The following is a 22,633-nucleotide window of genomic DNA, read 5'->3' as shown; positions in this document are numbered from 1 at the left end:
TTCCTGGTTTCAACAGCGACCGGAACGGATGCATCCTCCCCAGACCAGGCCGACTAATCTTGATCACCTGAAATAAGAAAGCCATCCCACAACCCATGGGATGGCGTTTACCCTTATTTCAGATCTTCAATCGAATTGGCTTCCACGTAAGACGGAACCACCAGTCCGGTTTTTACGCCTTCCATGTTGGCGCCAAGGTCTTCCACTTGGTCCTTGAATTTATCCCAGTAGTCCGCATGCGTCAGCGGCAGCCAAGCAGCCACGGTGGCGTCCACGTCGCCGTTGGCAACGCCGGTCCACATAGGGCCTGCTTCTACTTGAAGGGCCTCAACTTTGTAACCCAGCTTTTCTTCCATGATCACTTTCAGCAGGTTGGTGCTGGCAATTTCGGAATCCCAAGCCACATAACTGAATTTGAAGCTTTTGCCGTCAACCGGTTGAACGCCTTCGAGCCAAGCATCGACTTTCTCAGCGTTGCTGTCCGCCCATTCTTTAGCAGCAGCCTCAGGGTCTTGGCCTTCTTGGATCGCGGTCATAATCTGACCCATATCGTCGGACGTCCACTTGAAATTGCTCAGGAACTTATAGGCTTCCGGATGATCTTCCTGAAGTCCAAGGCGGGCAACGGTGTGGATCTCTTCCGCTTCACCGTAGACTTTCTTCGGATCTTCCAGATACTTCAGATCGTATTTGGCGAACATCCAGTGCGGAGTCCAACCGGTAATAATGATCGGATCTTCGTTCTTGATGGCTTTATCGAGAGTTGCCGTCATGGCCGCGCCGGAACCTTCGATCAGTTTCCAGTCGGTCAATCCATATTCCTCAATCGCAGCAGCCGTTGCTTTCATAATACCCGCGCCAGGATCAATACCGATGATTTCATGTTTGACTTGATCGCCGAGGGAAGCGGTGGAACCGCCATCAGCCCCGTTGTCCGTCGTTCCATTCGCGCCGCCGTTTCCGCCCTGACCGCAAGCGGACAGGACCAGAATAGCGGCCAAGCTCAGCAGCAACCAAAACTTCTGTTTCTTCAAATTAAGCACCCCTTTTTTTCGATTTAAATATATTTTGTGTAAAGCGGTCGAGGACAATCGCCAAAATGACGACAGCCAAGCCGGCTTCAAACCCTTTACCGATTTGCAGCTGCGTTACTGCACGATATACCTCGGCACCGATACCTTGGGCGCCGATCATCGAAGCGATAACCACCATCGACAACGACAGCATGATGGTCTGGTTAATGCCGGCCATCAAGGTTGGCATGGCCAGCGGCAGCTGAACCTTGAACAATTTCTGCCCGGAAGTCGAACCGAATGCATCCGCAGCTTCAGTCAATTCGCCGGATACTTGCATAATGCCGAGGCGGGTCAGGCGTATCGTCGGCGGAATCGCGAAGATAACCGAAGCGATAACTCCCGGAACCACGCCCAGACTGAAGAATGTGACGGCAGGCAGCAAGTATACAAATGCCGGCATGGTCTGCATAAAGTCCAGAACCGGTATGATCACGCGGGATGCGGACTTGCTATAGGCCGCCCATATCCCTAGCGGAACACCTAGAATGACGGAGATCAATGCTGCCGTGATGACCAGACTGAGCGTACTCATCGTCTGTGACCAGTAGCCCAAGTTGTCGATCAGCAGGAAACCGATGGCCGTGAACAAGGTTAACGGCAGACGGCCCAGCAGGTAGGCAATGACGGCCAGGATGACGATGAACAAATACGGATGAGGCAGCATGAACAAATCCGTAAACAACTGCACAACGTTCTCGATAATGAAAGAGATGGCGTCAAAGAATCCGGAGAACACGTCTCCCATCCAATCGACCAAGGAATCAACCCAGCTGGCAAGAGGGATCTTAGGCATCTTGCGTCACCTCCTCGCTCTTGGTTTCTCCGGCCAAGGCACCAAGGACGGCACCGCGGACGATAACGCCCATCAGTCGGCCGGTATCATCCACAACGGCCAATGGCACTTTGGACATGCTCGTAATTTCAAACAATTCATTTAGCAGCGTGTCGGGTCCGACGCTCGGTCCGTCCGTGATGAGAATATCCGCAAGCTTGCGGTTATTCTTCATGGCATCCGATGCATCTTCCGCCGTAATGACGCCGAGCAGCTTCTTCGAACGGTCGATCACGAACAGGTTCGAGATGCCGCGTTCACGCATAAGCTCCAGCGCAACCCGAGGCCCGCGATCCATCGTGATGGTTTCCGGACGGCGCATAACCCGTGAAGCGGTAAGCACCTTGGACAGATCCACGTCTTCCACGAACCGTTCGACGTAGTCGTTGGCAGGCTGGGTCAAGATTTCCTCCGGCGTGCCGATCTGCACGATCGAGCCATCCTTCATCAAGGCAATGCGGTCGCCGATCCGAAGAGCTTCGTCCAGGTCGTGGGTAATGAACACGATGGTTTTTTTCATTTTGTCCTGAAGCTCGATCAATTCGTCCTGCATGTCTCTGCGAATGAGCGGATCCAGTGCGCTGAAGGCTTCGTCCATCAGCAGAATCTCCGGATCGTTGGCAAGCGCACGGGCCAGCCCGACGCGCTGCTGCATGCCGCCGCTGAGCTGATCGGGCATTTTTTCCTCCCAGCCCTTCAAGCCTACAAGCTCAAGCGACTTCATGGCCGCTTCGCGGCGTTTGCTCTTGTCTACCTTCTGAATCTCCAAACCGTATTCCACATTGTCCACAACCGTGCGATGGGGGAACAAGGCGAACTTCTGGAACACCATGCTGATTTTTTTGCGGCGTACGTCCCGCAGCTGTTCCTTGTTCATCTTTCGCAGGTCCTTGCCGTGTATCAGGATTTCGCCCGATGTCGGTTCAATCAACCGATTTAGCAAACGGACGAGCGTAGACTTCCCGCTGCCCGATAGCCCCATAATCACGAAGATCTCGCCTTCCTGAATATCGAAGCTGACACGGTTAACGCCAACCGTTATATTTTTCTCTTTTGCAATTCGCGCTTTACTCCAGCCTTGCTCAAGCAATTGAAGCCCTTGTTCCGGGTTCGCGCCGAACAATTTGCTGACTTTGTTAACTTGCAGAATAGCCAAAAGTACTCCTCCTTTTATTGTATAGAGACGCGTCCATTTGTCCGAGTCTTTGCCGATGTCGTCTCGTAAACCCATGTCACCCATTGTAACAACCGATACGTAAAGTATCAAACGTTATATCCGTACATAAAGTACGTACAGTAAAAACTGTACAAAGTTATCCTTTGAAATGCTCTCATATGCTCCGATATCCTCCAAAGCGATCTTCTTTACTTTTAAAATAGCTTTCCCTACAATAGATCAGAGAATGTGTGTGGATTCGGCTTGTTTAGATTTCATGGAGATCGTTCACACTACACTTCGAGTCCACCTAGTTTTGTTGTGTTGACATGACTTCTTGGATGGCTACAGTATAGAGGAGGCTGCAAGCATGGGCTTGTACCATTTAGATGATGAACGGCAGGCAGCCGTGCAGAAGATTCGTAAGCGTGTCATTGAAAATATTGGACGGAATATGGACTTGTACGGCATTCCACACTCAACGGGACATTTATACGGATTACTTTATTTTGCAGATAAACCGATGAACCTGGATGAAATGGGACAGGAAATGAAGATGAGCAAAACGAGCATGAGTACAGGCGTGCGGACGCTGCTCGATTATAAAATGGTCAACAAGGTGTGGGAGAAGGGTTCCCGCAAGGATTTGTATGAAGTGGAATACGATTGGTACCAGACCTTCTTTGATTTTTTCGATATTAAATGGCGTAAATCGGTGGAGAGCAACATTCTGGTCCTGCGCAAAGCGCTTGACGAAACGGAGAAGCTCCGCAAAGCGCATGAGGATGACGAAGAGCTGGTAGCGGTGCTGCAAGAGGATCAGGCGAAGATGCGTGAGGCTGTTGCTTACTATAAATGGCTGGAACGATTGATTGATACTTTCGTGGATGGCGAAATCTTCAACTATGTGCCGAAAGAGCCGCCTGAGGGCAAATCCTGATCTTGAATATGGGGAAATTCCCCAGTATAATGTGAAGTAAGGCAATGCTTACCTAAGAGGTACAACCTGATTTTATCGGGTTGTGCCTTTTTTTGTTATATGGCGCTGCCTTAAGCGGATAAACCGCATGTTAACCGCACATGTGGTGCAAAAATAATCAGGAGGGGTTAGAATGGTCAGTATGTCCTCAAGAATGGTAGAGATCGCAGATTTTCCATCGGTTAGCTTAAGCAATACCCGGAGTTTGTATGTATATCTTCCACCCAGTTATCACGAGAATACGGAGAAGCATTATGCCGTACTCTATATGCATGACGGGCAGCACGTATTTTCAGCGGATGAGCGAGGCGGCTCATGGGATATGCACGTCACCGCGGATCGGCTGGTTTCCGAGGGGCGGATGGAGGAAATTATCATCGTCGGCATCGCCACGGTTCCCCATCAAAGGCTGAACGAGTATTTCCATGACAACCCACGGATGCATCAGGTGTTCGATCCGCCGTTTGCCGGCGAACGGTACGAAACCTTTATCATTGAAGAAGTGATGCCTTATATCAACCGGAATTTTCGAACGTTGAGGGGCCCGGAGCATACGGCTATGATGGGCTCTTCCGCGGGCGGAATCGTCACCTACAACATCGGTTTCCGGAGGCCGGATGTGTTCGGCAGCATTGCGGTCATGTCGCCTTATTTCGTCAGAGCCCAATTCGATGAACGGGGCGAACTGAAGGAACATCCCTTTTATGAAAGATACGGTACGCACCCGAATCTTCGGGTTTGGCTGGATATGGGCGGTGCGGAAGGTGTTTTCATGGAAAAATACGCCCGGGAGGAAGCGGAACGCTTGGTTCAGGACGGTTTTGTGCCGGGGGATGATCTCATGCTGTTCCTGGATCCGGGAGCAGCTCACAGCCAAAGCGACTGGGCTGGCAGAGCGCACGCACCGCTGCTGTATTTTTTCGGAAACATTGGTGAACCGGTCTCGATCAAGCTGGATGGCGACGGCGTCGCAGGGGTAAACGGGCCCGTCAAGCAACTGAATCCGGTCATTACATACGACAGCGGATTTGTTCAAACGTTGATGAATGGAACATATCATGTTGAGTCTCCGGAATTGCTCACGATACTGCCGGACGGAACGCTGAAGCCTCGAACTCCCGGCAGCACCCGGATTACGCTGCAAATGGGAAGCTTAAGCGCGGATAAAGAGATTACGATCGTTGAAGAACTTCCGGAATTCGTGAAAGTCGCGATTGAGGTGAAGGTACCTCCTGCAACGCCCGTTTCTCCCATGATCTATGCCGGATTTGAGATTCCGTACAGCGGAGAGGGCGTTTACAGGGGAAGCGCGATGGTACCGCACGGTTTGTCTTTTACGTTCAAGGTATCGAGAGGGTTCGGATTGCATGAGAAGATCGGGGATCCCAAAGTGAAACGGCGTTCGTTTACGGCAACGTCCGACTTGGAGCTGTTTTACGAGGTTGAGGACTGGGATGTTTAAAAGATGGATTGGCAATTGGAGGTTGAATCAGCATGACCATCAGATCAGCAAGGCCACAGGATGCGGGCGCGGCAGCCAGGCTGCTGTATGACGCACTGCACGATGTAGCTCATCGGTTAACGGGGGAAGACAGCGAAGAGAAAGCGCTTGAAGTGCTGGAGCAATATTTTCGGGCGGACGAGGGCAGGCTCAGTTACCGTCAGTCTGCCGTGAAGGAGATCGACGGCGAGGTGGCCGGCATCATCGTTGCTTACGGCGGCGATCAAGCGGCCGAATTGGACCGTCCCATCTTGGATCGGCTGCGGAAGCTGAAGAACGACCCTACCGTAACGCTGGATCAAGAAGCGGATGAAGATGAATACTATATCGATACGTTATCCGTTTCCCCGCAGTTTGGAGGCAAGGGGATCGGCTCGGCGCTCATACTTCATGCGGAGAACCGGGCGAAGGAGCTTAAGTACCATAAAATTGCCCTCGCCGTGGTGACGGACAATCATCGTGCCCATTCCTTGTACGACCGAAAAGGATATAAAACGGATAAGGACATCATGATTAACGGGCATGTTTATCATCATATGGTCAAGCCCGTGTAGAAAAAAATAAACAATTTATAAACCGCCTATTTACAAATGGTAATAGGTGGTTTATTATTGTGACATACCGATCTAGAAAATTAGATTGATAAACTAAATTAGATCAAACGAAAATAATCGTATGAATAACAAGTTTAGAATGAATAATTCAATTAGAATGGAGAGCTGCATGATGGATCAAGATCAAAATCAAAGCATTGAAATATCGGTGGAACAAGCGAAGCTGCTAGGAAGCGCCCAGCGGGTGAAAATTCTCGGAACCATGCTGGATACGGCCAAAACCTCCAAGCAAGTCGCGGATGAATTGGGAGATTCGCCGGGAAGCATCCACTATCATATCCAGAAGTTATATGACGGCGGGCTGATAGATTTGGTGGAGACCCGGACGGTCGGCGGCATCGTTGAGAAATATTATAAATCCAAAGCGAAGTGGTTTAACACCAAGGGAACGCAAACGATGGACCCGGTTCTTGCCGAAGATTACGACGCGGCGACCCGAACCCGAATTAGCTTGAGGCTGCAGCTGAACGCCGACCAATATGAAGAGATGACAACGGAGTTCAAGGAACTGCTCGAAAAATGGGTGAATAAGACCATCGCGACCAAAGGGGAAGACAGCAAGGAGTATGCCGTTGGGATCAATGTGGTTTCGACGGAAACGTCCAAATAGGAAGGGGCCTCACAGCCTCTTCTCCTAAACGATAAAATTTAAAAATAAGGGAGTGTTTCTCTGTGGAGATTTTAAAGAATCGCAATTTTCTGCTATTGTTCATTGGCCGAATCCTTACGAATATCGGTGACAGCCTGTATGCTGTAGCGGCCATGTGGCTGGTATACGATCTGGGAGGTTCGACGCTGTATACAGGGCTTGCCGGCCTTCTCTCGATTCTCCCCCGGATCATTCAATTGTTATCCGGCCCGATGATCGACCGCGTTCCCATACGGGGGCTTCTGGTGTACACCCAGTTCATTCAAGCGCTTCTTCTGTTGATCGTTCCGCTTGCATTTTATTTCGACTTTCTGACGGTCGGCCTTGTACTGGCGATTACACCGATTCTATCGACGTTGAATATGTGGGTATATCCGGCCCAAATGTCGGCCCTTCCTAAAATTCTCGAAAAGAAGCAGCTGACGCAAGGCAACTCGCTGTTCTCCCTGGCCTACCAAGGCATCGATGTCGCTTGCAATGCCATATCCGGCGTATTGATTGTCGTGCTGGGCGCAGTATCCCTTTACTTATGGAATTCCATTGGATTTTTCGTCGGAGCTTTGTTGTTTGCGCAATTGAAAATCAAGAAGTCCATCAAGACTTCCGATAACAACGAGAATAAAACAACGGCGAAAGCGTCCGTTACTTCAAAAACGATGCAAAAGGCTCTCAGCGATTATTGGACCGACATGAAAGAAGGTCTCCGTTACATCCTGGCAACTCCGCTCGCTCGGGTACAGATGGGGATTATCGTCATCAATGCCGCAGGCGGCGCTACCTTCACGGTTATGCCTGCGTTCGCCGACAGCCTCGGCGGAGCCGGCGTGTACGGGATCTTGCTCATGGCCCAGGCTTGCGGAAGTTTGCTGGGAGCGATCCTGGCTCCGTATTTGAAGCTGGAGCGCCTGCCGCTTGGATATCTTTTTGCCGGAGCGTTTTGTTTGTCGGGTGCTGCCTGGTGTCTCAGCGTGTTCACCCCTTGGACCTGGCTTGTCGTTCTGGTGTACGGCCTGGCATGGTTTCCGGGAGGCATTACGAACGTGATCATCAATTCGGTCATTCAGAAGGCGATACCCGAGAAAAGATTGGGCACGGTGTTCGCGGCAGCAAGCGGACTCAGCGGAATTGCCATGCCGCTTGGCAGCCTGATTGGAGGTGCCCTTGGCGTGGTTGCGGCAAGCTCCTCCGTTATCGCGGGATGCGGAATCGCCGTGTTCTGCGTAGGGATCTTCTGGGTCTTCGACTCGACCACCCGCAGCCTTCCGTCACCTGACCAAGTGGATGAGGAATGGTTCGCGCCTTACACGAATGCAACGCCTGAGAAGTCCGTCTCGCTGCATGCTGCCCATTAAGATGGCTGACTTGAATGAGGTTGATGCTTGTTGAAGAATAAGTCTCGGATAGGGAAACCCATGCCGCAATTTTAATAACGAGCCCCGGATGAATCGGCGATCGAATGGATTCATCCTGGCTCGTTTTTTACGCCGTGAGCGATCTTAAGCCCATGCCGCAGTCCGCTGTAATCATGCTTGTCAGGCTAGTCTGCATAATGTGACCAAGTCCCTCATAGACATGTATCAATCAAGTCAAAACAAGTGTTGAAGGGGATGATGACATGCGCCGGATTTCATGGGTGCTGCTCGCGGTAGTATTATGCTTAACAACAATACTGGCGGGATGCGGGAAGAAAAATGCAGACAGCGTTGTGAAGGATCTGGGCAAGGTGGCTGATAAGCTGGAAAGTGCCAAGGGCGCTTACCAGGGAGCGGGCGTTATGACCATACATACCGGTTCGGCGCCGCAGGAGTATCAGGTTGAGGTATGGTACCAATCTCCATCTTACTATCGGATCAGCTTAACCAACGGGCAAAAGGATATTACGCAAATCGTGCTTCGCAACGATGACGGCGTGTTCGTACTGACGCCAAGCTTAAATAAGAGCTTCCGCTTCAAGAGCGACTGGCCGGATAATCAGGGGCAGGTATATCTGTATCAAACGCTGCTTAGCAGCATTCTGAGCGACAATACGCGCCAGTTTGCCGAGGACAAGGACAGCTACGTGTTTGATGTAGCCGCCAACTACCACAGTCATTCCTTGATTCGTCAAAAGATCTGGCTCGCCAAGGACAACTACACGCCGAAACAGGTACAAGTATCGGATTCGGAAGCCAATGTCGTCGTTGAAGTGAAGTTCAATACCTTTACATTCGATACGAACCTAACCAAGGATTCGTTTGATACCAACAAGAATCTGAGTGCCATGAACGATGCGAAGGGGACGATTGCGGAAGTGGACGAGAACGGGGTACCGGTGGCTTCCACTACGGAGGGGAACGGCGCTCAGGGAACCGAGGGCTTGACGGAAACGGCTGCCGGCGGCGACATGGGATCCTTCGGCATCATCTATCCGGAATATGTGCCTGCAGGGGTTACGAACAAGGACACCATGGAAGTTCCGGAGAGCAAGGACCATGCGGTTATTCTGAAGTACGACGGCGTATACCAATACACGATCATGGAATCCAGACCGTCGGATCGTGCGGTTTCACTCGTTCCGGGCGAAGCGGTGTATATTGATTTCACGACGGTCGGCCTGCTCACCGGCGATCAGCAAAGAACGCTGACTTGGAGTTCGGAAGGCGTGGAATACCGGATCACGAGCGCTAATCTGCCAGTCGAAGAAATGAAGAAAGTCGCTGCTTCCATGCAGGGAGAATCGGGTAAATAATACGAAGTAGGCGGATACCAAGCATTGAAGGAGGGCAATCTTCCGACAATGAGGCCATTCGCCTATTTTCTCCAAATAAAGGAATTTGGGCAGGGGACTTCATCGATATTTTGCAGATATTCCGACGTTTCACCAAGTTTCGCCGTCCGGATGGAACCACGAGCTCCATAAATAAGCAGTTTGTCTCAATTGACAGTTGCTCCCGGGAACATTACCATTAATCTATTGTAAAGCATAATGCTTTTTTCAAAATGGTAAGAAGGTGACTGGAATTGCAAGCGATATATCGACCTACCCTGGCGGAAATCAACCTGGACCATCTGCGCGCCAACTATAACGCTTTTCGTGAGGCGCTGCCGGATCACATGAAATTGCTTGCTTGTGTGAAGGCGAACGCTTATGGTCACGGAGCCGTAGAAGTGGCACGCGAACTTCAGCAACTGGGTGCGGCATACTTAAGCGTGGCTTTCCTTGATGAAGCGCTTGAGCTTCGGCAAGGCGGCATCTCTGGCCCGATCCTGGTGCTCGGTTATACCCCACCGGAAGCTGTAGAGATCGCTTACGAGTATGATGTAACCATAACCCTGTTCAGTTCGGAAGTGCTCCAAGCGATAAAGGCACTGCCGGTCAAGCCGGAGAAGCCGCTTAAGGTACACATCAAGATTGACAGCGGAATGGGTCGTTTGGGCCTGCTTCCCGGCGAAGATGCGATTTCTTTTATAGAAGAAGCGTTATCGCTGCCGCAGGTTGTGGTCGAAGGAATGTTTACCCATTTTGCAAGAGCGGATGAAGAGAACAAAGACTATACGTTGGGACAGTATCGCCGTTTTCAGGGCGTTGCGGACGCTCTTCGGGATAAGGGTTGCCATATCCCGATCATACATACGGGCAACAGCGCTGCTGCGATCGATACACCTGAGCTATCCTATAATATGGTTCGTGTCGGCATCGGCTTGTACGGACTATATCCTTCGGACGAGGTGAATCGAAAGACAGTGAGCCTCCGCCCTGTCATGACGCTAAAGACAAAGCTTGTCTACGTCAAAAATTTACCTCCGCATTCCGGCATCAGCTATGGGACGAAGTATGTAACGGAGCAGGAAGAACGAATTGGAACCCTTCCCATCGGTTATGCCGATGGCTTCTCTCGTATGCTGAGCGGTAAAGCGGAAGTGCTGATACGCGGCCGCCGCGTCCCTGTAGTCGGAAATATCTGTATGGACCAATGTATGGTATCGCTCAAATCTTTCGCCGAGGAGGCGGAACAAATCAAAGCTGGTGAAGAGGTTGTACTCATCGGCCAGCAATCTGGCGAATGCATTACGGCAGATGAGCTGGCAGCCAAGCTGGGGACGATCCACTATGAGGTCGTCTGCATGATTGCCCACCGGGTACCGCGTCTTTATATACGCGATGATATACCGGTAAAGACCGTAAACGCGCTCTGGAACAACCTTTAAAAAAAGCATGTCGCCATAAGTTATTTATTCAGGAAAGAAGGAATACGTACAGATCTTCCCGAATTAGGAATATGTCGTTTAAGTCTGTACGAAAGTGTCGATTGTAGTTTATAATGATATGCAGCATACTTGATATACCTTCGGCATATATATTCTTTTGTATAATTTTCCTTGAATAATGTAATACTGGTGCACAGGGCGAGAAGGTTGTGGGGGTGTAATAGAAGGTGGCCAATATGCAGAACACCAAACGAATCATGATCAGTTTACCGGATCATCTTTTGCAGGAAGTGGACGGGATCGCTCAGCTGGAAAATTCCAACCGCAGTGAGCTTATTAGGCAGGCCATGAAGTTGTACCTGAATGAACGGAAGAAACGTTACATTCGTGAATCCATGCAGCGGGGTTATATGGAAATGGCCAAAATTAACCTGACCATGGCTTCTGAGGCGTTTCACGCGGAGGAAGATGCAGACAACACTCTAGACCGCTTAGTAAGCGGGGTGTAGACAGTGATCGTTAAACGGGGCGACGTATTTTTTGCGGATTTATCACCTGTTGTCGGTTCTGAGCAAGGCGGCGTGAGACCGGTCCTTGTCATTCAGAACGATATCGGCAACCGGTTTAGTCCGACTGTGATTGTTGCAGCCATTACGGCACAGATTCAAAAAGCCAAGCTGCCGACTCACGTCGAAATCGACGCGGCGTCGCATGGATTTGACCGGGATTCCGTCATTTTGCTAGAGCAGATCCGGACGATTGATAAGCAGCGGCTAACCGACAAAATCACCCATCTTGATGATGAAATGATGAGCAAGGTGGATGATTCCCTGCAAATAAGTCTGGGCTTGATTGATTTTTGATTCAATCCAAGCGTTGCATGTTCCACATAGAACGGTTACGGCCAAAAAACCCTCAAGGAGTATTCCTTGAGGGTTTTTATGTGGCGGCGAGGCGCGTTTATCCCTTAGGGACGATCGATTACGCGTTTGTAGGTATGAGCACGTATGCCGTCGTGACCGCTGCTGCAATGAACAGTAGGCAGACAACAGACCAGGCAATCGCATGTTTGTCATTCATCGAAGGTGACCTCCCGATCGTTATGGAGTGTGGATATCCGGCAGCAGCATGTTCGTAGTAACAGAATATAAGCCGAAACTTAAAATCAGATGAAATTGACATTAAATGCAGCTTAAAGCCTTGCGAAGTGAGCGATGTAGTGGAAATGAGCGCTTAAGTTTGGGATAATAGCAAATATAGTTTCATTGAAGAAAGAGGGATATCATTGTCTGAATTAGAAGCTGTTGTGGAAGTAAATGAAGAACAGATTCGCAAGGAAGAATCGAAACGGATCGTGAAGCAGATCGCGAAGGAGCTTCAATTGTCCGAGAAACAGGTGCGCACGACCGTTGAACTTCTGGATGAGGGCAATACCATACCGTTTATTGCGCGTTACCGTAAAGAAATGACAGGCGAACTGGATGAGAACCAATTGCGTGATATCGAAGAGCGGACAGGCTATTTGCGCAATTTGGAGGTCCGTAAGCGGGAAGTCATCCGCATCATAGAAGAGCAAGGCAAGCTGACGGAAGAGCTGAAAGCATCGATTACGGCGGCTGTGAAGCTGCAGGAGGTGGAGGATCTCTACCGTCCGTATAAGCAAAAACGCAAGACGCGGGCGAGCGTCGCCAAGGAAAAGGGACTCGAGCCGCTGTCGGAGTGGATATGGTCGCAGCCGAAGCAGGCCGATGCGATGGTGGAGGCTGCGAAATATATCGATGAGGAGAAAGGCGTGGCTTCGGCCGAAGAGGCCCTCCAAGGCGCGATGGATATATTGGCGGAGAACATCGCCGATGATGCAGCCGTTCGTTCCTGGGTACGCCGGTTCAGCCTGGATCATGGCATTTTGACGTCGGAGGCAAAGGATACCGAAGCGGAATCCGTGTACGAGAACTATTACAATTACCGGGAATTGGCGAAGAAAATGCCGCCGCATCGGATACTGGCCATTAACCGGGGCGAGCGCGAGAACATATTGAAGGTGGGGCTGGAGGTTCCTTCCGAATCCATACACGGGTATATCGGAAAGCAGGTGCTTAAAGGGCCGTCGGCCGTTTCGGATATTCTGACGGCGGTGATCGAGGACTCCTACAAGCGTCTCATAGCCCCATCGATAGAGCGCGAGGTGCGCGGGGAGTTGACGGAAAAAGGGGAGAACCAGGCGATCTCCATCTTTGCGGGGAATCTGCGCAGCTTGCTGCTGCAGCCGCCGGTGAAGGGGCGCCGCGTGCTGGGCGTCGATCCGGCTTACCGTACCGGATGTAAGCTTGCTGTAGTCGATGACACGGGCAAGCTGCTCGAGGTAGCCGTCACGTATCCGACGCCGCCGGCCAACAAGAAGCGGGAGGCTGCCGCGAAGTTCAAGGAGCTGATTGCGAAATACGGAATCAAGCTCATTGTCATCGGGAACGGTACGGCATCCCGCGAAACGGAGCAGTTCGTAGCGGAAGAAGTCATTGCGGAGCTCGCCGACCCAGAGCTTGCTTACCTCATCGTAAACGAAGCCGGGGCAAGCGTGTATTCGGCTTCGAAGCTGGCGCAGGAAGAGTTCCCGGATCTGGATGTGGCCGAGCGCAGCGCAGCCTCGATTGCGCGCCGCGTGCAGGATCCGCTGGCCGAACTGGTGAAGATCGATCCGAAGTCGATTGGCGTGGGCCAATATCAGCATGACGTTACCCAGAAGCATCTGGAGGAAAGCTTGAAGGCCGTCGTGGAGTCCGCGGTTAACCATGTCGGGGTGGACGTGAATACGGCATCGCCATCGCTGCTCTCTTATGTGGCCGGCATCAATGCCACCATTGCGAAAAATATCGTGAAGTACCGGGAAGAGAACGGGAAGTTTGTCAGCCGGAAGCAGCTCCAGAAGGTTCCGCGTCTCGGTGCCAAGACCTATGAGCAGTGCGTGGGCTTCATGCGGATTTCGGAAGGCGAGAACATCCTGGATCGTACTCCGATTCATCCGGAATCCTATGCGGTGGTTGACCGTTTGTTCCAGGAGCTCCAGGTTGGCCTGGACAAGCTGGGAAGCAAGGAGCTGGCTGAGCTGCTGGATGCCCAGCAGCCGGAGAGCCTGGCCGTGAAGCTTGAGGTGGGCGTGCCGACGCTTCGCGATATTCTGGACAGCCTGCAGCGTCCGGGACGCGATCCGCGGGAGGAACTGCCGCTGCCGATTTTCCGCCAGGACGTGCTGAAGATCGAGGATCTTGTGCCGGGAATGGAGCTTCAGGGAACGGTACGCAATGTCATCGATTTCGGCGCCTTTGTCGATATCGGCATCAAGAGCGACGGCCTGGTGCATATCTCCCAGCTGAGCGATGGATTTGTTAAACATCCGATGGATGTCGTCTCCGTGGGGGATAACGTGACCGTCTGGGTGCTGAACGTGGATTTGAAGAAGGGGCGCGTCGGATTGACGATGCGCAAACCGAAAGACCAAGGATAGAACTAAAATAAGCTAAAAAAGAGCCGTATTCTCCTTCTGGGAGAAACGGCTCTTTTTTGGGTTCTTTTTTTCATCATGGGCTGGATCGACTGCGAATAGAGTTTATTCTGGAGGAAGGTTTAGTCATGACTCAGCTTTAGAAGCAGGACGTTTTTATCGTAAGCATGTATGTTGCGATATACTGCGCCAGCTTAAACGATCGGCCTATTTCTCAGGCTCTGACTGCTGCTTTTTCTTCGCCCGAAAACGTCTGACCTTCATCAGATTTCCGCACATTTTATCGTCGCAATAACGTTTGGAGCGGTTCCGCGTGTCATCGTAATACACCCAGAGACAATCCGGATTGGTGCAGATGCGAAATCGAGTCAACTCGCCTTGCTCGATGGCTTGCGCAAAGGAGCCGGCGATCTCGGCAGCGGCTGCTTGCAGGCCTGGATTTTGCGGTATATAAGAAAGTACCCCTTTTTGATCCTCTTCGATCTTGAGCTGCCGAATGACCGGCCCTGTCGCCATCCAGCGGTTCAATTCCTCTACTTGCTGGCGGGAAGGGAGGGTACCTGCAACGATGCGCTGAACGCATAATCGCAGGAAGGATCGGAGCTGCCGGAGAAGTTCCAGTTCATCCGAAGTCAGCGGAACGGCGACGTGGAGCTCATGCTCGCTAATAAATTCAGTGAGCCAATCCTCCCGGGCGAGCCGGTCCTCGGATCGGCCGCTGCCTCTCCAGTCATGCCATTCGCTGTTTATAAAATCATCCCATAACATGAAGCTCATCCTTTCTTGTCTCATCATTGTAACAAGTAAATATATATGTTGCTAGTTACTTGTATTGGGATCTGAAGTGTGTTAGTTTTTATGTAACGCTCTATTTTATTTATGGTAGTTACATTCAAAGCGGAGGCGATGGACATGAACATGAAGGAATTGCTGCTGCAAAACTGGGATTATGCGATGGATCAGGAGGATTGGTATCCTCCGATTCTACCGGCGCTGAAGGAGGTTACGTTCGAGCAGGCATTGTGGAAGCCGGAAGGGGAGGCGGCGAATTCCATTTGGGAGAACGTGCAGCATTTGCTGTATTATAAGCAGCGTTTGCTCGGCAGATTGGAAGGGAGACCGCTTCATAATGAAGGGATAGGAAACGACGAGACGTTTCTGATCCATGACACCAGTGAGGAGGCCTGGAATACGGCCCGGAATCAGCTTCAGGAGGTTCATGCAACGTTAAGACAGAAGTTCGAGGCGATGACGGAAGCCGAGATCGAAGAATCGCCGCAGCGAATACTCAGCTTAATCATGCATGACGCCTATCATACGGGGCAAATCGTTTTTATTCGGAAGCTTCAGGGCTCCTGGCCAGCTAGACGAAGCGAATTATAGGAGCGGATTCGACGGATGCAGTCCAACTATTACAATGCAAAAATAAGCCGGACAGAGCGTCCGGCTTATTGTCAACCTTATGGATCGATTGCAGGCCCTAACGGGCATTCGAATTTTCTTCACCTGGGGAATTCCGGTAAAAGTACCAGCATTCGTTCAGCAGCTTGATCTGACGTCTGTCCTTCTTGCGGAAAGCGCGTGTCAACTGATTGCAGAGCCATTGCGGCAAGGGTATCTCCTCCTCTTGCTATTTCCATCTGTATGGATAGCATATGGGGAAAATGCCCAAAGCGTGCAGGTCTACCTCGATTATTGCGCTTCTTCCTCGTACCATTGCTCGAGCTGAGCTTGAAGGGCCCGAATTTCGGTAAGCAGCGAGATGAGCGGATATTCCTTTTCGTTCAGGGAAGCAAAGGCCTGCTCAAGCTCATTTATGTATTCAAGACCACCCTGAATGCTCAGCGATTCCTCCAGCAAATCCAAATGGTCGCATTCGGCTACGGCAAGAGGCAGCTGAGGTTTGCCTGCTGCGGTGAGTTTATCGATTTCCTTGTTCAGGCGTAAATTCAGGGCACTGAGCTGGTAAGCATAGTCACTGGGCATTTCGACAAAGAACAGCTCGTCCTGACCCTTTAAAATAACGTAGCGCATATTCGGCATGATTGCAGGTTCTCCCTCCATACTTTCTACTTGACAGTGTAGCCCAGAGAGAAGTTAAAATTCAAGTAGCATTTATCAGGGCAAAGGAAGGATCAGACATAGTGACAACGAACGAGATGAGTAATGAGGAGCTGCAGGTCTGGGTCGAGAAAATCTCGCTGGAGAGCTTTCGGATTCCGTTCAGGCATCAGGCTACGTTTAACCGGCGATTGTCCTCGACCGGCGGCCGCTATTTCATGAAAAGCCATCATATCGAGATCAATCCGCATCAGCTGGCCACGCACGGCAGGGAAGAGGTGGAGAAGATCATCAAGCATGAGCTGTGCCATTATCATCTCCACATTGCGGGCAGGGGATATCGCCATCGCGATGCCGATTTCAAGAAACTGCTGCAGGCCGTTGGTGGAAGCCGTTTCTGCAAATCGTTGCCGAAGGGCAAGGCAGCCGGCCGACGTCAACCGGAACCGTACCGATACATGCTTCGCTGCGGCGACTGCGGGACGGAATACCTGCGTAAACGGAAGATGGATCCGGCCCGGTATCGGTGCGGAAAGTGCGGCGGGCGTCTAACGCTTCTGAAGCTTGACTCCCCTAAGAAGTCATGATAAATTATTAGTATTCAACTTCACGTTCCCTGATAGCTCAGTTGGTAGAGCACTCGACTGTTAATCGAGTTGTCACAGGTTCGAGTCCTGTTCGGGGAGCCATATGGAGAGATACCCAAGTGGCTATAAGGGGACCCTCTGCTAAGGGGTTAGACTGCGTAAGCGGTGCGAGGGTTCGAATCCCTCTCTCTCCGTTGAGCATTACATCGAAGAAAGCTCCCATCACCAAGTGATCGGGAGCTTTTTTTGCATAGTGATGAGAACCCTGATAGGTTTCGTCGGAGCATAATCAGCGTTAAGGATACTTCGCAGTCTCGACCGAAGGGAGAGTATCCCTCTCTCTTTCGCTTTAGCATGACATCGAAGAAAGCTCCCATCACCAAGTGATCGGGAGCTTTTTTTTGCATAGGGATGAGAACCCTGATAGGGTTCGTCGGAGCATAATCAGCGTAAGGGATACTCCGCAGTCTCGACCGAAGGGAGAGTATCCCTCTCTCTTTCGTTGAGCATGAATGGGGAATAAAGCCCGATGAAACAGATTATTGCAATGGGTGTCGGCGGTTTCTCGATGGAACCTGATAATTTGCTGCTTGATCGCTATGTTTTGGCACAAGTATCGAAAGAATTGCCTGACGTGTGTTTTGTTCCGACGGCAAGCGGGGATGCGGATGGGTATGTTGAACGTTTCTATCAGGCTTTCCGGACACTGCCGTGTATTCCCAGTCATCTGTCGCTGTTCCAGCCGAACTTTGCCGATCTTCGCTCTTTTGTACTCGAGAAGGATATCATTTATGTTGGCGGGGGCAATACCCGGAATATGCTGGTCTTGTGGAAGGAATGGGGCCTGGATCAGATACTCAAAGAGGCGTATGAACAGGGTGTCATTTTAACCGGGTTAAGCGCTGGCTCCATTTGCTGGTTTGAGCAAGGGGTGACGGACCCGTTGAACGGGCCTTTGTACGAACTTGAGGGTCTGGGTATATTACAAGGCAGTCATTGCCCGCACTATGATGGTGAGAGCAAAAGAAGGCCCGCCTATCACAAACTCGTGCTTCAAGGTGAAGCAAAAGCAGGATATGCTGCTGATGATGGGGTTGCATTGCATTTCATGGACGGACGGTTGCATCGAATCGTAAGCTCAAGGGAAAATGCACATGCATACCATGTGAAGCGTGAAGGAAATAGCGTTCAAGAAGGGAAGTTGACACCGGATTTTTTAGGCTGATTTATTGGCCGAATAAGCTCCGTAAATAAATTTAAAAATTTGCGAAAAAAAAAGCTTGCCAGCATTTTTGAAATTGTGCTATACTCAATCTTGTCGTCACGGCGACGTGGTTAAAGTGGCCCGTTGGTCAAGGGGTTAAGACACCTCCCTTTCACGGAGGTAACAGGGGTTCGAATCCCCTACGGGTCACCACTTTCTATATAACTTCGGGATGAGAACCCCGTCGGTTCGTCGAAGCATAACCATCGTTAGGATAAACTTCGCAGTCTCGAACGAAGTGAGAGTATCCCCTACGGGTCACCACTTTCTATATGGCAGCCGCACGATTGTCATCGAGAGCCATTAGCTCAGTTGGTAGAGCACCTGACTTTTAATCAGGGTGTCGAAGGTTCGAGTCCTTCATGGCTCACCATTTTTACTTAGCACGAAAAGATGTATCCCTTATATTATGCGGTAGTGGTGGAATGGCAGACACGCTATCTTGAGGGGGTAGTGGGTGTATACCCGTGGAGGTTCGAGTCCTCTCTACCGCATACCATGTTGAATAAGAAGCTTCACGCTTAGCGTGGAGCTTTTTTTTATTTATATATCAGGATTTTCATAGAGATTATCCAGATTTTAGATATTTTTCATTGCGCGTTTATGCAAAACCGGTGTTTCATCTCTGGTCAAGAGGTTAATATCATATCGTGGACGAGCAACAACTTCCAAAAACCTATAAGGAGTGATTCAGAATGGCTAATAACAATAATGGAAAGATGAGCCGTGAAGAAGCAGGACGTTTAGGTGGAGAAGCAACAGCGAACAACCATGATAAAGAGTTTTACCAAGAGATCGGACGGAAGGGCGGCGAAGCGACGTCCCGCTCCCATGACAAAGAATTTTATCAGGAAATCGGCAAAAAAGGCGGAGACTCCACGTCAAACTCCCATGATAAGGAGTTTTATCAAGAGATTGGCCAGAAGGGCGGCGAAGCGACTTCCGACTCCCATGGCAGGGAGTTCTATGAGGAAATCGGCCGCAAAGGCGGCGAGGCTACCTCGGATTCCCATGGTCGCGAGTTCTACCAAGAAATTGGACAGCAGGGCGGCGAAGCCAGAAACGGCAGCGGCAGCAACGGGGATGGCAAGATGAGCCGTGAAGAAGCGGGCCGCAAAGGCGGCGAGGCTAGAGCCCGGCAGCGCCAACGGGGAAATTAATGAAAATTCAGCGGATGTAACAAGAGACTCCCGTTGGAGGGGGTTGAAACTCTTTCATTCAAAAGATCCGCCTTCAGACACACTTGTAAATAGCAGCAGCCATGACTCCTTTTAGGGAGACATGGCTGCTTTCTTTTTTAGCCTGACTATCATGGCGCATTATGGAAAAGACGAAGAACGTGCTGGACATTTGATACGGTGTATGATAATTATATGATAATGATAACCATTCTCATTTAAGGTTGGGGTCTGCAATGATGTTAAACCTATCGATGAATACCAGCAAGGGAGAGCCAAGAGAATACAGCGGGTTCATGGCCCGTTTATGGAATATGGATATTGTTCATGGGCAAGGGATGTCCTTGGAACAACAGTTGGCCGTGCAGCCGGCCTTGATCGTCCCGCTTAGCGGAGAGACCTGTTTGCAGCAGGCAGAGCAAGTGACACGCATGAATAAGGGGTGCGTTTATTTTTGCGCGGCTGGATCTACTTTTGGTATTACGAGCGGCGAGTACTGGAGTTCCGAGGAACAGGAACAGACAGCGGTGGCGATTCTTCATTTTGGCTTCTATGAAGGGATGTCGGGCTGCGGTCGGTTGCATGAAGTGGACGGCGCCGCATTCATGCCCTATGACGGCATCTTTGTCATCAGCTCCCCGGACCGCTTGAATCTCGTCTGCCGGGCGATGTATAAGGATTTTCACAGCATGGAGCCCGTGAAGCAGTGGAGGGCTCAGCTGGATTTTCAGGAGCTGCTGTACACGATGATGGCCGAATGCAGCCCATATGCCAAGAATGATAAACGGCAAGCGCTGGAGCGGGTGAAGGAGTATATCGAAGAGCATTACGATGAAGATTTAACGATCGAGCAGCTGGCGAATCTCTCCGAGCTGAGCCCCAAGTATTTTGTAGAGGTATATAAGAAGACCTATGGGCACAGCGCGATGGATTATTTGGCGAGCGTCCGTTTGAACAAGGCCAAACAATTGATGCTGGGTTCGGATTCCTTGCTGCGTGAGGTTGCCCATATGGTGGGGTATAAGGATGAATTTTATTTCAGCCGCAAATTTAAGAAAGCTTTCGGGATCTCGCCCTCCGCCTATATGAAGACAAGGAAAAACAAACTGGCGATGTACGGCTCAACGAGCCTATTGGGTTACGCCATGCCGCTGGATTTCACGCCGTATGCGGCTCCGCTTCATCCGAAGTGGTCACAGCATTACTATAACCATCTCGGCCCCGATATTCCGGTTCATCTGGATGCATACCGCCAGAACCATAACAAATATGCGAATCTGGAAAAGCTGGCCACGGCACGTCCGGAGCTCATCGTGTGCGCGCAGGGGGTCGAGGAGTGGGAGAAGGAGCAGCTTCGGCAGATCGCCCCTCTCTATGAAATGCCGGGAGAGCAGGAAGGATGGCGGTTCAACTTGCTTAGTCTCGCCAAAATGCTGGACAAGCTGCCTGAAGCAGAGCAGTGGATTGAAGCGTTTCATCACAAAATATCGGCTTACCGGGAGAAGCTCCCATCTAGCAATAGGGAAGCCCGCACGCTTTTGACCGCGCGCCTGCATCAGGATGAACTTCGGGCATACAGCCATCCGGGCATGAAGGAAATACTATTCGATGATTTCGGTTTTCAGCCGGCCCTGCCTATGGATCTGCAGAATGAGGGGTGTTTAACGGTGGAGCAGATCAGGGAGAGCCGTGCAAACCATCTGCTTCTTCTGATCCGTCAAGATTCCGAAACGCTTGCCTATTGGAGGAGACTGCAGGCGACGCCGAAGTGGATGACCATCTCCGCGGTGAGAGAGGGAACGTTCCATCAAATATCCTCTTATCCTTGGCGTGAGTATTCGCCCATTGCAATGGAGCAGATGGCGGAGGAGGCCATCCGGTTGTTTTCCGGAAAATGTCCATGAGGAATCCGGTTATTTGTCCATGGTGCAAAAAGAGCAAATCCGATAGTATGATCAATAATGATAATCATTATCAATTATTAAATGATCATGGATCATGGAAGGGGTAACTGGAGAGAGATGAAACGGATGAAAATGGTCTTGGGGTTATTGCTGGTATTTGCTTTGGTACTATCTGCTTGTGGCGGAGGTAACGAGGCTAAAGATACAGACGGAGCAAGCACGAGTAATGCAGGAAGCACGAACACCGCTGAGGAGAATAAAGCTTCGAACGAAGAAACACCCGCTGCGGGCGAAACCAAAGTTGTGAAATATCTTGATCAGGAATACACGCTTCCTGCCAAAACGGAGCGGATCGTTATCACGGGTGCCGTCGAAGCCATGGAGGACTCTATTGTGCTGGAAGTGAACCCGGTCGGAGCGATCAGTTTCTCGGGCTCTTTCCCTCCATTGTTTGAGTCGATTACGAAGGATGCCCAGTCGGTAGGCGAGAAAACGGAGCCGAATTTCGAAACGATCCTCTCGCTTAAACCGGACGTGATTTTGGGATCTTCCAAGTTCAAGCCGGAGGTCGTGGAACAATTGAATAAAATTGCCCCGACGATACCTTATTCCCATGTATCCACCAACTGGGAGAGCAATTTGAGATTGCTGGGCGAGTTGAGCGGCAAGCAGGAACAGGCTGAGCAAGAGATCGCTAAATATAAAGAGGATCTGGAAGCCGCAAAGGCAACCATCGGAGACAGCCTGAAGGACAAGAAGGTTTTGGCGCTAAGGGTTCGTGCGGGGGAGATGTACATTTACCCGGCTGGGGTATTCTTTAATCCGGTATTGTACGAGGATCTGGGAATCGCCGTACCGGCTGAGGTAGAAGCCGCGCAAGCGCAGGAGCTGGTCTCCAAAGAGAAAATGGCTGAGATGAATCCGGATTACGTGTTTGTCCAGTTCTCTCCGGACGAGAACAAGGATACGCCGAACGCACTGGAAGAGCTGCAGAATGATCCTATCATGAAAAACCTGAACGCGTTCAAGAACGGAACGGCTTTTGTCAACGTGGTTGACCCGCTTGCTCAAGGCGGTACCGCGTACAGTAAAATCGAGTTTCTGAAAGCTGCCGTCGAAAATCTTACGAAATAATATCATTGATT

The 22,633-nt window shown here is 50.8% G+C and carries 22 protein-coding genes and 5 tRNA genes; 21 read left to right on the top strand and 6 right to left on the bottom strand.

What is annotated here, in order from left to right; genetic code table 11:
• Window positions 1–113: 113 nt before the first annotated feature.
• Genes RB297_RS29990 through RB297_RS29980 form a run of 3 tightly spaced genes read right to left on the bottom strand, consistent with a single transcriptional unit; the run spans window position 114 to window position 3,064 of the window.
• The gene (locus RB297_RS29990) at window positions 114–1,034 is read right to left on the bottom strand and encodes a glycine betaine ABC transporter substrate-binding protein (RefSeq protein WP_009594437.1); all 921 of its coding nucleotides are present in this window, start codon (window positions 1,032–1,034) and stop codon (window positions 114–116) included.
• A gap of 1 nt (window position 1,035) precedes the next feature.
• Window positions 1,036–1,869, bottom strand: coding sequence for an ABC transporter permease (locus RB297_RS29985; protein WP_015737263.1), 834 nt, complete (start codon window positions 1,867–1,869; stop codon window positions 1,036–1,038).
• Entirely contained in the window at window positions 1,862–3,064 is a 1,203-nt protein-coding gene (locus RB297_RS29980; protein ID WP_096776518.1) for a quaternary amine ABC transporter ATP-binding protein, read from the bottom strand. Before RB297_RS29980 ends, RB297_RS29985 begins: the two co-directional genes overlap by 8 nt.
• Window positions 3,065–3,434: 370 nt before the next feature.
• Here RB297_RS29980 and RB297_RS29975 point away from each other — a divergent pair, with 370 nt between their 5' ends.
• From RB297_RS29975 to RB297_RS29930, 10 genes are all read left to right on the top strand, one after another.
• On the top strand, window positions 3,435–4,004 hold the full coding sequence (locus RB297_RS29975; protein WP_015737261.1) for a GbsR/MarR family transcriptional regulator: 570 nt from the start codon (window positions 3,435–3,437) through the stop codon (window positions 4,002–4,004).
• Between the two features lie 172 nt (window positions 4,005–4,176).
• Entirely contained in the window at window positions 4,177–5,505 is a 1,329-nt protein-coding gene (locus RB297_RS29970) for an alpha/beta hydrolase (RefSeq protein WP_375122051.1), read from the top strand.
• Between the two features lie 32 nt (window positions 5,506–5,537).
• Window positions 5,538–6,098 carry a GNAT family N-acetyltransferase gene (locus RB297_RS29965; RefSeq protein WP_213579681.1) on the top strand — a complete coding sequence of 187 codons (561 nt, stop codon included), beginning with the start codon at window positions 5,538–5,540 and terminating at the stop codon, window positions 6,096–6,098.
• Between the two features lie 169 nt (window positions 6,099–6,267).
• Window positions 6,268–6,768: a winged helix-turn-helix domain-containing protein gene (locus RB297_RS29960; RefSeq protein ID WP_192570687.1), complete on the top strand. Its 501-nt coding sequence runs from the start codon at window positions 6,268–6,270 to the stop codon at window positions 6,766–6,768.
• A gap of 62 nt (window positions 6,769–6,830) precedes the next feature.
• Window positions 6,831–8,159, top strand: coding sequence for an MFS transporter (locus tag RB297_RS29955; protein ID WP_192570688.1), 1,329 nt, complete (start codon window positions 6,831–6,833; stop codon window positions 8,157–8,159).
• A 263-nt stretch (window positions 8,160–8,422) separates the two neighbouring features.
• A complete protein-coding gene (locus RB297_RS29950) occupies window positions 8,423–9,535 on the top strand; it encodes an outer membrane lipoprotein-sorting protein (protein WP_096776514.1) in 1,113 nt (370 codons plus the stop codon).
• A gap of 272 nt (window positions 9,536–9,807) precedes the next feature.
• Window positions 9,808–10,995: an alanine racemase gene (alr, locus tag RB297_RS29945; protein WP_213579679.1), complete on the top strand. Its 1,188-nt coding sequence runs from the start codon at window positions 9,808–9,810 to the stop codon at window positions 10,993–10,995.
• A gap of 227 nt (window positions 10,996–11,222) precedes the next feature.
• Window positions 11,223–11,504 (top strand): CopG family ribbon-helix-helix protein, encoded by a 282-nt coding sequence (locus tag RB297_RS29940; protein WP_028406492.1) that lies wholly within the window; start codon window positions 11,223–11,225, stop codon window positions 11,502–11,504.
• Window positions 11,505–11,507: 3 nt separating this feature from the next.
• Window positions 11,508–11,858, top strand: a complete 351-nt coding sequence (locus RB297_RS29935) for a type II toxin-antitoxin system PemK/MazF family toxin (RefSeq protein ID WP_006212388.1) — start codon at window positions 11,508–11,510, stop codon at window positions 11,856–11,858.
• Window positions 11,859–12,280: 422 nt separating this feature from the next.
• Window positions 12,281–14,497, top strand: a complete 2,217-nt coding sequence (locus RB297_RS29930; protein WP_277746902.1) for a Tex family protein — start codon at window positions 12,281–12,283, stop codon at window positions 14,495–14,497.
• A 204-nt stretch (window positions 14,498–14,701) separates the two neighbouring features.
• Here RB297_RS29930 and RB297_RS29925 read toward each other — a convergent pair whose 3' ends face one another.
• A complete protein-coding gene (locus RB297_RS29925) occupies window positions 14,702–15,262 on the bottom strand; it encodes a CGNR zinc finger domain-containing protein (RefSeq protein ID WP_096776511.1) in 561 nt (186 codons plus the stop codon).
• Between the two features lie 144 nt (window positions 15,263–15,406).
• Between RB297_RS29925 and RB297_RS29920 the strand changes: the two genes are divergently transcribed.
• Entirely contained in the window at window positions 15,407–15,877 is a 471-nt protein-coding gene (locus tag RB297_RS29920) for a DinB family protein (RefSeq protein WP_375122050.1), read from the top strand.
• 97 nt (window positions 15,878–15,974) lie between these two features.
• Here RB297_RS29920 and cmpA read toward each other — a convergent pair whose 3' ends face one another.
• Entirely contained in the window at window positions 15,975–16,106 is a 132-nt protein-coding gene (gene cmpA, locus RB297_RS29915; RefSeq protein WP_015737250.1) for a cortex morphogenetic protein CmpA, read from the bottom strand.
• An 80-nt stretch (window positions 16,107–16,186) separates the two neighbouring features.
• A complete protein-coding gene (locus RB297_RS29910) occupies window positions 16,187–16,537 on the bottom strand; it encodes a hydrolase/acyltransferase (RefSeq protein WP_375122049.1) in 351 nt (116 codons plus the stop codon).
• 116 nt (window positions 16,538–16,653) lie between these two features.
• Between RB297_RS29910 and RB297_RS29905 the strand changes: the two genes are divergently transcribed.
• The 10 genes from RB297_RS29905 (at window position 16,654) to RB297_RS29860 (ending at window position 22,622) form a co-directional block, all read left to right on the top strand.
• Complete coding sequence (locus RB297_RS29905) at window positions 16,654–17,142, top strand: SprT family protein (RefSeq protein ID WP_176502539.1); 489 nt, start codon at window positions 16,654–16,656, stop codon at window positions 17,140–17,142.
• Window positions 17,143–17,168: 26 nt separating this feature from the next.
• Window positions 17,169–17,244: transfer RNA gene (locus RB297_RS29900), tRNA-Asn, on the top strand.
• A 3-nt stretch (window positions 17,245–17,247) separates the two neighbouring features.
• Window positions 17,248–17,336 (top strand) — tRNA-Ser (locus RB297_RS29895).
• A 335-nt stretch (window positions 17,337–17,671) separates the two neighbouring features.
• The gene (locus RB297_RS29890; RefSeq protein WP_375122048.1) at window positions 17,672–18,367 is read left to right on the top strand and encodes a Type 1 glutamine amidotransferase-like domain-containing protein; all 696 of its coding nucleotides are present in this window, start codon (window positions 17,672–17,674) and stop codon (window positions 18,365–18,367) included.
• A gap of 117 nt (window positions 18,368–18,484) precedes the next feature.
• Window positions 18,485–18,559: transfer RNA gene (locus RB297_RS29885), tRNA-Glu, on the top strand.
• Window positions 18,560–18,703: 144 nt separating this feature from the next.
• Window positions 18,704–18,779 (top strand) — tRNA-Lys (locus tag RB297_RS29880).
• Between the two features lie 38 nt (window positions 18,780–18,817).
• Window positions 18,818–18,900 (top strand) — tRNA-Leu (locus RB297_RS29875).
• Between the two features lie 201 nt (window positions 18,901–19,101).
• Window positions 19,102–19,566, top strand: coding sequence for a KGG domain-containing protein (locus RB297_RS29870; protein ID WP_015737244.1), 465 nt, complete (start codon window positions 19,102–19,104; stop codon window positions 19,564–19,566).
• 254 nt (window positions 19,567–19,820) lie between these two features.
• Window positions 19,821–21,488 (top strand): AraC family transcriptional regulator, encoded by a 1,668-nt coding sequence (locus RB297_RS29865; protein WP_375122047.1) that lies wholly within the window; start codon window positions 19,821–19,823, stop codon window positions 21,486–21,488.
• 117 nt (window positions 21,489–21,605) lie between these two features.
• Window positions 21,606–22,622 (top strand): ABC transporter substrate-binding protein, encoded by a 1,017-nt coding sequence (locus tag RB297_RS29860; protein WP_251498410.1) that lies wholly within the window; start codon window positions 21,606–21,608, stop codon window positions 22,620–22,622.
• The last annotated feature ends 11 nt before the right edge of the window (window positions 22,623–22,633 follow it).

Source organism: Paenibacillus sp. CR_12, assembly GCF_041953985.1.
Classification (GTDB): domain Bacteria; phylum Bacillota; class Bacilli; order Paenibacillales; family Paenibacillaceae; genus Paenibacillus_AQ; species Paenibacillus_AQ lautus_A.
Note: the sequence above shows the minus strand (reverse complement) of the source record. Positions and strands in the feature narration are given on the sequence as shown.